The 8,385-nt window shown below is 64.3% G+C and carries 8 protein-coding genes; 2 read left to right on the top strand and 6 right to left on the bottom strand.

Features of this window, described 5'->3' with window-relative positions:
* Nucleotides 1-12: 12 nt before the first annotated feature.
* From GGR13_RS16420 to GGR13_RS16430, 3 genes are all read right to left on the bottom strand, one after another.
* On the bottom strand, nt 13-1,038 hold the full coding sequence (locus tag GGR13_RS16420) for an ABC transporter ATP-binding protein (protein WP_183214670.1): 1,026 nt from the start codon (nt 1,036-1,038) through the stop codon (nt 13-15).
* The gene (locus GGR13_RS16425) at nt 1,025-2,584 is read right to left on the bottom strand and encodes an ABC transporter permease (RefSeq protein WP_183214671.1); all 1,560 of its coding nucleotides are present in this window, start codon (nt 2,582-2,584) and stop codon (nt 1,025-1,027) included. Before GGR13_RS16425 ends, GGR13_RS16420 begins: the two co-directional genes overlap by 14 nt.
* 62 nt (nt 2,585-2,646) lie before the next feature.
* The gene (locus GGR13_RS16430; protein WP_246347928.1) at nt 2,647-3,672 is read right to left on the bottom strand and encodes an extracellular solute-binding protein; all 1,026 of its coding nucleotides are present in this window, start codon (nt 3,670-3,672) and stop codon (nt 2,647-2,649) included.
* A 739-nt stretch (nt 3,673-4,411) separates the two neighbouring features.
* Between GGR13_RS16430 and GGR13_RS16435 the strand changes: the two genes are divergently transcribed.
* Nucleotides 4,412-5,476, top strand: coding sequence for a TerC family protein (locus GGR13_RS16435; RefSeq protein WP_183214673.1), 1,065 nt, complete (start codon nt 4,412-4,414; stop codon nt 5,474-5,476).
* A gap of 61 nt (nt 5,477-5,537) precedes the next feature.
* Here the strand turns inward: GGR13_RS16435 and GGR13_RS16440 are convergent, their stop codons facing one another.
* Nucleotides 5,538-6,407: a LysR family transcriptional regulator gene (locus GGR13_RS16440; protein ID WP_343060470.1), complete on the bottom strand. Its 870-nt coding sequence runs from the start codon at nt 6,405-6,407 to the stop codon at nt 5,538-5,540.
* Nucleotides 6,408-6,506: 99 nt separating this feature from the next.
* Between GGR13_RS16440 and GGR13_RS16445 the strand changes: the two genes are divergently transcribed.
* On the top strand, nt 6,507-7,481 hold the full coding sequence (locus tag GGR13_RS16445) for a sodium-dependent bicarbonate transport family permease (protein WP_183214675.1): 975 nt from the start codon (nt 6,507-6,509) through the stop codon (nt 7,479-7,481).
* Between the two features lie 12 nt (nt 7,482-7,493).
* On the opposite strand, the gene GGR13_RS16450 is transcribed toward GGR13_RS16445, so the two are convergent.
* A complete protein-coding gene (locus GGR13_RS16450; RefSeq protein ID WP_183214676.1) occupies nt 7,494-7,949 on the bottom strand; it encodes a chemotaxis protein CheE in 456 nt (151 codons plus the stop codon).
* A partial coding sequence (locus GGR13_RS16455; RefSeq protein WP_183214677.1) for a response regulator occupies nt 7,946-8,385 on the bottom strand: 440 nt, incomplete at its 5' end. The genes GGR13_RS16450 and GGR13_RS16455, both read right to left, overlap by 4 nt.

An 8,385-nucleotide genomic window follows, 5' to 3' on the forward strand; every position in this document is an offset into this window, starting at 1 on the left:
GCAGCCGGATGCCTAATCTGGCAGCACCATCAGCCGTGCCGGATCCACTGTCAGGCCGACGACATCCCCTGTCCGAGGGGCTTCGCCCGGGAGATGGAGAGACAACGCTACCGTGTCGGTCTTCACGCGAACCACACAATAGCCTCCGGCAAAGCTGACGGACGCCACCCGGGCCTGAAGCCCCTGAGCGGGACCGGTCAGTCGCAGGTCGGTCGGCCGGATCCCCATCCGCACCGGACCGTCGGGCAGGATCGCAGACTTCTGGCCGAGGACCGAGGTCGCGACGCCCTGATGCACCCTGGCCTCCACAAGATTGAGTGGGCCGAGCAAGCGGGCCGCGGCGACCGAGGTCGGGTTGTTATAGAGGTCACGCGGGGTCCCCGTCTGGATCACGCGGCCGCCATCCATCAGGGCCAGATCCTCCGCCATGATCATGGCGTCCTCGGCATCGTGGGTCACGACGATGGCAGAAGTGCCGGTTTCACGCAGGGTCTCCATCAGATCCTCACGGACCTCGCCGCGTAACGACCCGTCAAGGCTGGAGAAGGGTTCATCCAGCAGGATGACGGCCGGGTCGCGCGCAAGAGCCCTGGCAAGGGCGACGCGCTGCTGCTCCCCGCCGGACAGGGTATGGGGAAAGGCCTGGCTCTGGTCGACAATCCTCAGCCGCTCCAGAAGCCTGCCGACCACAGCATCACGATCCGCCCTGCCCTTCAGGCCAAAGCCGACATTCTGGGCCACGGTCAGATGGGGAAACAGGGCGAAATCCTGGAAAACCATCCCGACCCTGCGGTTCTCGGGAGCTAATGCCAGACCAGGCGTCGACACGACCCGCCCGTCGATGGCGATCGTGCCGGCGTCGATCGACTCAAGCCCGGCGATCGTCCTCAGCAGGGTACTTTTTCCCGAGCCCGAAGCCCCCAGCAGGCCGAGGATACGGCCGCGCATCAGGGTCAGGTCGGCCCGATCGATCGCGATCCTCCGGCCAAAGACCCGGCTGACCCCGGTCACCAGAACCATGGCGTCAGTGTCGGCCATTCAGGTCTCCGGGCCGCGAGGCGGTAATCTTGCGGGTCAGCCAGATCACCGCGGGCAGCGTCAAGGCAAGGATCATCAGACTGGGCCATCCCGCGTTCGGCAGTCGCTCATCGCGGGCATAATTGTCGGCAATAACAGCCAGGGTGTCCACATTGAAGGGCCGCAGGATCAGGGTCGCAGGCAGTTCCTTCACCACATCGATGAAGACGACCAGCACGGCTGTCAGCATGGCTCCGGACGCGATCGGCAAACGAACAGCGAGCGCAGCCCCGGTCTCGCTTCGCCCCAGGGTACGCGCAGCCGATACCATGGAGGGCGTGACCCGCGTCAGGCCGGCCTCGACCGGCTCAAGAGCAGCGGCCATCAGCCGCGCGGCATAGGCATAGATCAGCAGGAGCAGGCCGACGCCAAGCCCGGACACGGCGCCCGGGACGTTCTGCCAGAGCAGCGAGGCCGGGGCGAGAAGCCCGATCGCCATGACGGCCCCCGGCGTGGCGTAGCCGAGACTGCTGATGCGCGCCGTGAAGGGCATCCGTTCCGCCGAGAGCGCCAGACAGGTCGCCAGAATGACCGTCGCAATCGCACCACCGAGCCCGAGGCCGAGGCTGTGGGAAGCCGCGCGCACCAGCCGGGGCCAGTCCGGGCTGATATCGAGCGCTTTGATCGCCAGCCAACCCGCCGGGAGAAAGAGACCCAGTGTCAGCAATCCGATGCAGAAGGCCAACGCCAGAAGACCACGGCCGCCCTCCAGGGGGGTAGGCTGGATCGGACGCCAGCGGGCCCGCGCCGCCTCGTCGGTTCTCCCCTTGCGACTGAGCCGCTCGATCCACAGAAGCAGGGCCGCCGCCCCAAGCAGCGGCAAGGCCAGCCGTGCTGCTGCCTCCAGCGAGCCGTAAACGAACCACGACCGGACCACGCCCGTGGTCAATGTCTGGACGCTCAGAAACTGGACGGCTCCGTAATCCGCCAGCGTCTCCATGACGGCAAGGGCGACGCCTGCCGCGAGCGCTGGACGCAGCAGGGGCAAGGCCACCCGGACAAGGGCCTGGGTTGGAGAGCACCCCAGGCTGCGGGCCGCCTCGATCGCCTGGCTCGACTGGTTCACCAGCGCGGCGCGAACCGTCAGATAGACATAGGGATAGAAGGCCAGGGACAGCACGAACGCCGCCCCGGGCAGGCTGCGCATCTGGGGCCCCCAGTCGAGGCCCGGCACAGCGCGCATCCAGGTCCTCAGCTCTCCGGCCACATCGAACAGGTCGGCATAGGCATAGGCGACAGCGAAGGCCGGCGCGGCCAGCGGCAGGGCCAGCGCCCAGGCGAAGATGTTACGCCCGGGAAAGCTGTGCATCACGACCAGCCAGGCCGACACCGAGCCGAGCACGGCCGTGGACAGGCCGACCAGGAAAGCCAGAGCCATCGACGTCAGCGCGTAGCGAACGAGATCGGCAGCGGCGATGTCCGCCCGACCGTCTCCGAAAGCGGCCGCCACGACACCGATCAGGGGTGCGATGGCGACCGCTGCCGCCAGGAAGGCAAGCAGCCGCAAAACCGTCAGCCCCCGCACGCGTGGCGCGCGGGGGCCCGAAACAGCTCTGGCCTCGGCCGTGATTATCGCCAGCCCGCCGCGCTCATCAGGCTCTGAGCCTCGGCCTGACGGGGGCCATAGGTCGCCACGGACATCGGATGGGCCTTGAAGTTGGCATAGGCATCGGTCGGCGGCGGGGCCGGGACATTCGGACTGGCCGGGAACTCGTTGTTGCCCGCCGACACCATGGTCTGCGCCTCGGGCGATGCCAGGAACTCCAGCAGACGGATGGCATTCGCCCGGTTTGGCGCATTGGCAGCGACGCCACCCCCGGAGATATTCACATGCGCCCCCTGCCCGTCCAGCGACGGGAAGGCCAGCTTGACCCTCGTCGTGACGTCGCGATCCGCAGCATCGTCAGAGTTCGCCATCCGGATATAGTAGTAGCTGTTGGTCAGGGCGATCTCGCACACCCCGGCATTGACGGCGCGGATCTGGTCACGGTCGCCGCCTTCAGGCGGACGGGCCATGTTGGCAACGACACCACGCGTCCACGCGCCGGTCCGCTCCGGCCCCCAGGCCTCGATCAACGCCCCGACCAGAGAGAGGTTGTAGACGCTGTCGGCCGAGCGGACGCAGAGCTTGCCACGGAACCGGGGCGAGGCAATCTCTTCATAGGTGTCGATGTCGGCAGGCTGAACCTTCGTCGAGTCGTAGGCGATGATGCGGGCGCGACGGTTGAGACCGTACCAGCGCCCCTCGGGATCGCGGAGGTTGGCAGGAATGGCGGCGGTCAGAACCTCTGACGTCACTGGCTGGAGCAGGTTGGCATTCTGTGCCCGCCAGAGCGCGCCGGCGTCGGCTGTCACGAACAGATCCGCAGGGCTGGCCGCACCCTCGCTTGTGATGCGGGCGATCAACTGATCGGCATTGCCCTCGATCACGTTGACCTGGACACCGGTCTGTTCGGTGAAGCGCGCATAGAGCGCGGCATCGGTGTCGTAGTGGCGCGCGGTATAGAGGTTGACGACACCGGCACCCGCCTTGTCCGGCGCGGGCGTTTCCCCCTGTCCACAAGCCACAAGCAAGGCCGCCAGGCCGATCGACATAATGATGTTGGTTCGCATGTGCATGAAGCGATCTAATCCGTGCGATTGCTCGGGAGGTCAAGGGCTAACGCCCTGCGACACGGTTGCTGCGTGCTGGCAGACCCGCACGGGACCGCCAGGCCATTCGCATTCTCCCGACCGAAACACGGCATTGCCGGGCGATCAGTGTCAGTTGGCCCTTCTGCTCAGGCTCACGGCTGCCCGCGAAGATCTTGCGATTCTCCAGCGAAGGACCGATCGCTCGAATTCCGGATCAAGGTCCTGACAGTGCCCGGGTTGGTGCATCAGCCATGTGACAGGCTCAGCAATATCCACTCCGGGTCATTGAGCCTCTCCTTCTCTGGTCGGGAGCGCTCGATGCCGTAGCCTCGGTCGGATTGGGGGAAATGCAGCCGGACCCCGTCATCGAGCGCACCCGATGCGGTCCGACATCACGATCGCCATCGATCGTCAGAGGGGCCCGGGCCGCACAAGCAAGCTGCAGCCAAACGTCCCGCGCCGCCAATAAGAAATCATCATGACTCGCATGAGCCAGTATTATGCGACGTCGAGAAAGATGCCGTCGCAGGCCTGATGATCGTTATTCTTCTGGCCAAGCGTTGACCTACAGCACATCTATCGCCATTACACCAATCTCCACGGGTCCGGGCCCCTCTGGCAGTCGAGGCGTCGGCTGCGATGTCGGATCCCCGTATGGATAGCGTAACGCGACGCTTCTACAACACATCAGGGGTACGGGATGCATGAGTCCCTTTCGTTTCTTGCTGCCACCTATGTCGGACAACCGATCTGGCTGTGGCTAGCCTTTCTGGCGTTCATCGGACTGTTGCTCTGGATCGACCTCGGGGTCGTCAACAACAAGGATGGCGTCGTCTCCGCCAAAAAATCAGCTGGAATGTGGGCTTCGTTCTCGGCGATCGCCGTCGCCTTCGGGGCCTATGTCTATTTCGTGTACGAGCCCGATCCGCTCTACTACATGAGCCCGGACAACCTGAACCAGCAGGCCGTCCTTCAGTATTTTACAGGCTACCTGCTCGAGACCGCGCTCGCCTTTGACAACATCTTTGTCATCGGCATGATCTTCACGTTCTTTGCAGTCCCGCGTGAATACCAGCACCGCGTGCTGTTCTGGGGCATCATGGGAGCCATCGTGTTCCGGGCGATCTTTATCTCGCTCGGCGCTGCCATCGTGAACGAGTTCACCTGGGTCCTCTTCATATTCGCCGCGTTCCTGATCTACACCGGCTGGAAGATGATCTTCGGCGGCGATCACGAGATGGATCTCAACAAGAATCCGGTTCTGAAATTCCTCCGGAAGCGGATGAACATCACGGACACGATCGAGAACCACAATTTCTTCGTGAAGAAACCCGATCCCAAAGGCTCGGGACGGCTCGTATTGTTTGCAACGCCCCTCTTTCTCGCCCTTGTCATGGTCGAGGTCGTGGACGTCATCTTCGCGGTCGATTCCGTGCCGGCGATCTTTGCCGTCACCAAGGATCCGTTCATCGTCTACACGTCGAACATCTTCGCGATCCTGGGTCTGCGATCGATGTATTTCATGCTCGCCGAGGCTGTCGCGCGCTTCAAATATCTAAAGTACGGCCTGTCGATGGTGCTCGTGCTGATCGGCGTGAAGATCATCTGGAACTTCGGGCTCTACAAGGGCTGGAAGGACATGACGGGCGAGGCCCTTGTGCCCTACCTTGAACCCCAGTGGTCTCTCATCGCCACACTCGGACTGATCGGGGGATCCATGGCCTATTCCTGGATCAAGACCCGTGGCGAGCAGAACCCGGCCTGAATGATGTGCCGCCGATCGCGTGATCGGCGGCACAACGCTCTTCGTCCCTGAAATACGCGTATCACGGCAGCAAGGGGCCGCGCTCCAGCGCGCGAAGCACCTCCTGGGCCAGCAGTGCCGCTGGCCCGCCCGTGCCCCGCATCGAGACCAGGGCGATCTCGCTGTCGCTGAGCGGCGGCAGGATATCGCGCAGGACACTCAGATCCCGCGGTGCCATCGCGGCTGGAAGGACGCCGACCCCGAGGCCGGCCCGGAGCGCTGCCATCTGTCCTGCAAGGCTGGGCGAGGTGAACGAGGCACGGAAGGAAAGCCCTGCGGCCTCGAGCGCGGCCAGCGCGCGCTTGCGGTAGATATCCGGGGCAGGTGCCAGGATGACCGGCAACGGAGAGGCCTCAAGGATCGATGGATCAAGCGCAACCCAAACAAGGGGCTCGCTCCAGACCCGCACGCCCAGCTCAGGACCAACAGGCTCCCGCTTGATCAGGGCCAGGTCCAGCAATCCGCGCGACATCTGGTCCAGAAGATTGGCGGTATAGTCGCACGTCACCGAAAGCCTGATGCGCGGGTGGCTCCGGGCAAAGGCGCCCAGGATGCCCGGCAGGTGCATGGTTGCGATGTCCTCGGGCGCACCGAACCGTACCTCGCCTTCCAGATCGCCCTCGCCGAGCGTTGCGATGATCTCATCGTTGAGGCGCAGCAGATGCCGCGCCTGTGGCAGTAACCCTGCCCCCTCCGTCGTGAGGGCTATCCCCTTGCCAGAGCGATCCAGCAGGGGCGAACGCAGCTGATCTTCAAGGCGGCGGATCTGCAGGCTAATGGCCGGCTGGGTGCGGCCCAGAAGACCGGCTGCTCGGGTGAAGCTCCCCGTCTCCACAACGGTGAGGAAGGCGCGAAGGAGATCCAGCTCGAGGTTGACCTGACGCGCGGACACGGCATTAGCCTCCGTTATGGCAATCATTACATCTATAAACTGGAACGAGGGTCGGGTCGAGGCCAGAGGAGGCATCCCATCGACAGAGCCCATTCTCCCATGCCTGATCTCTCCGCAACAGCGGCCCTGCTGACCTCGCCGGCAATCCTGTTCTTCTTTCTGGGGGCTGCTGCGGCGTTTGCGCGCTCTGATCTGTCGATCCCGGAGCCCGTGGCCAAGGCGCTGTCGCTCTACCTGATGTTCTGCATCGGCTTCAAAGGGGGCGTGGAAGCCCGAACGGCTGGCCTGAACGGCGATTTCCTCGCGGTCGCAGCGCTCGGTCTGGCGCTCAGCGCCCTCATGCCCCTCCTCGCCTACATGCTCCTGAAGCGACTGCCGAGGCTGGACCGGTCGACCGTGTGCGCGATGGCGGCCACCTATGGTTCGGTCTCGGTCGTCACCTTTGCCGCCGGTCAGCAGCACCTGGCGACGCTGGGTCTTTCATCGGGCGGCTATATGGCGGCTGTCTTGGCCCTGATGGAGACACCGGCCATCCTCACAGCGCTGCTGCTCCTCAATGGCGCGGGTCGCGGCGTCCCGGGCCAGCGTCGCACGGTCCTGAAGGAGGTTTTCGTGGGGGCTGCGACCGTCATGCTGCTCGGGAGTTTTCTGGTCGGCATGCTCTCCGGCACGGCCGGGATGGTCCGGCTGGAGCTGTTCGTCGGCCCCCTATTCCAGGGAGCTCTCTGTTTTTTCCTGCTGGATATCGGACTGACCGCGGCGCGCCGGCTGATGGAGGGTGGACGCAGGCTCACGCCGTCCGTCGTCGCCTTTGCCATCGGCTTCCCGCTCCTGTCGGCGGCGATGGCGCTTGGGCTGTCACGGCTTGCCGGGCTGGATCTGGGCAATGCAGCGCTTCTGACCATCCTGGCGGGCTCTGCATCCTACATTGCCGTCCCTGCAGCCATGCGGCTGGCGGCCCCCGAGGCCGACACGGGCGTGTTCGTGACCGCGTCGCTCGCCATCACCTTTCCCTTCAACCTCACGATCGGCATCGCGCTCTATACGGCCGCGACCCTGTGGCTATGGCGCTGAGGGCGGCGGATCTCAGTGGGTCAGGATGCGCAGCCGCACAGCCTCAAGACCCTGCAGCACCGTTTCGGACGTCTTGTTGGCCTGACATCCGTCGCTCATGATGAGACGCATGGCACCGACATGGACAGCGACTGACGGCCAGTCCCAGGTGCCGTCGACCTGCATGCGATCGGCGATGTCGCACAGGCTGAAGGTCGCCGTGTACAGGGGCCCTGTTTCGAAGAACCCCGCCAGATCAAGAAGATCGGCCGCCAGCGCATAGATCGCCACCTGACTTTCCGCGCTTCGCAGGGCTGTGGCCTCCTCGAGCTGGACCAGGAGGCTGGTCATCTTGGCGATGCCGGCCTCGCGATGACTCTCCAGACCCTTTTCGGCCATGTCGATGGCTTCCTGAACGGTTCTCCCGCCCGGACGCGCCATCTTCCGGGAAAGGCTGGACTTGCTCCGCGTGATCTTGACCGTTGTCATAGGGACACTCGCCTTGGTTTCATCAGGTCATCGATGGCCGACTGATCCATATTGCCCTCCGTCGCCTCGCCGACCTCAGCCGACAGATCGCCGGATCGGCGTCCCGTCGTTCCGGGCGGGGGCCCGAGGTTCCGAACATGACGATCGGGACCGACATAACTTTCACAGCTTATGAATGCACGCGTGTCTTTCGACAGCCAGCGAATCCGCTCGAGCAGGATTGACGGAGTCAGCGGTTTGGTCACGACGAAACTGGCTCCACAGTCCCGGCTCTTGAACACCTTTGCGGAAATGGGGTGCCCGGTGAGCATGATCACCGGTGTTTCGCACATCGGCGAGGGCATCTCGCGTCTGAGCCATTTGACGAAGTCGTAACCGTCCATTTCGGGCATGGCGCAGTCGACGAGGATGAGGTCGACGGGTTTGCGCTTGAGGA

The organism is Brevundimonas variabilis, assembly GCF_014199945.1.
GTDB classification, from domain to species: domain Bacteria; phylum Pseudomonadota; class Alphaproteobacteria; order Caulobacterales; family Caulobacteraceae; genus Brevundimonas; species Brevundimonas variabilis.

Excerpts from the sequence above, each read along its gene's own strand:
- GGR13_RS16420 (WP_183214670.1), bottom strand. The coding sequence starts at position 1,038 with ATGGCCGACACTGACGCCATGGTTCTGGTGACCGGGGTCAGCCGGGTC.
- GGR13_RS16430 (WP_246347928.1), bottom strand. The coding sequence starts at position 3,672 with ATGTCGATCGGCCTGGCGGCCTTGCTTGTGGCTTGTGGACAGGGGGAA.
- GGR13_RS16435 (WP_183214673.1), top strand. The coding sequence starts at position 4,412 with ATGCATGAGTCCCTTTCGTTTCTTGCTGCCACCTATGTCGGACAACCG.
- GGR13_RS16445 (WP_183214675.1), top strand. The coding sequence starts at position 6,507 with ATGCCTGATCTCTCCGCAACAGCGGCCCTGCTGACCTCGCCGGCAATC.
- GGR13_RS16450 (WP_183214676.1), bottom strand. The coding sequence starts at position 7,949 with ATGACAACGGTCAAGATCACGCGGAGCAAGTCCAGCCTTTCCCGGAAG.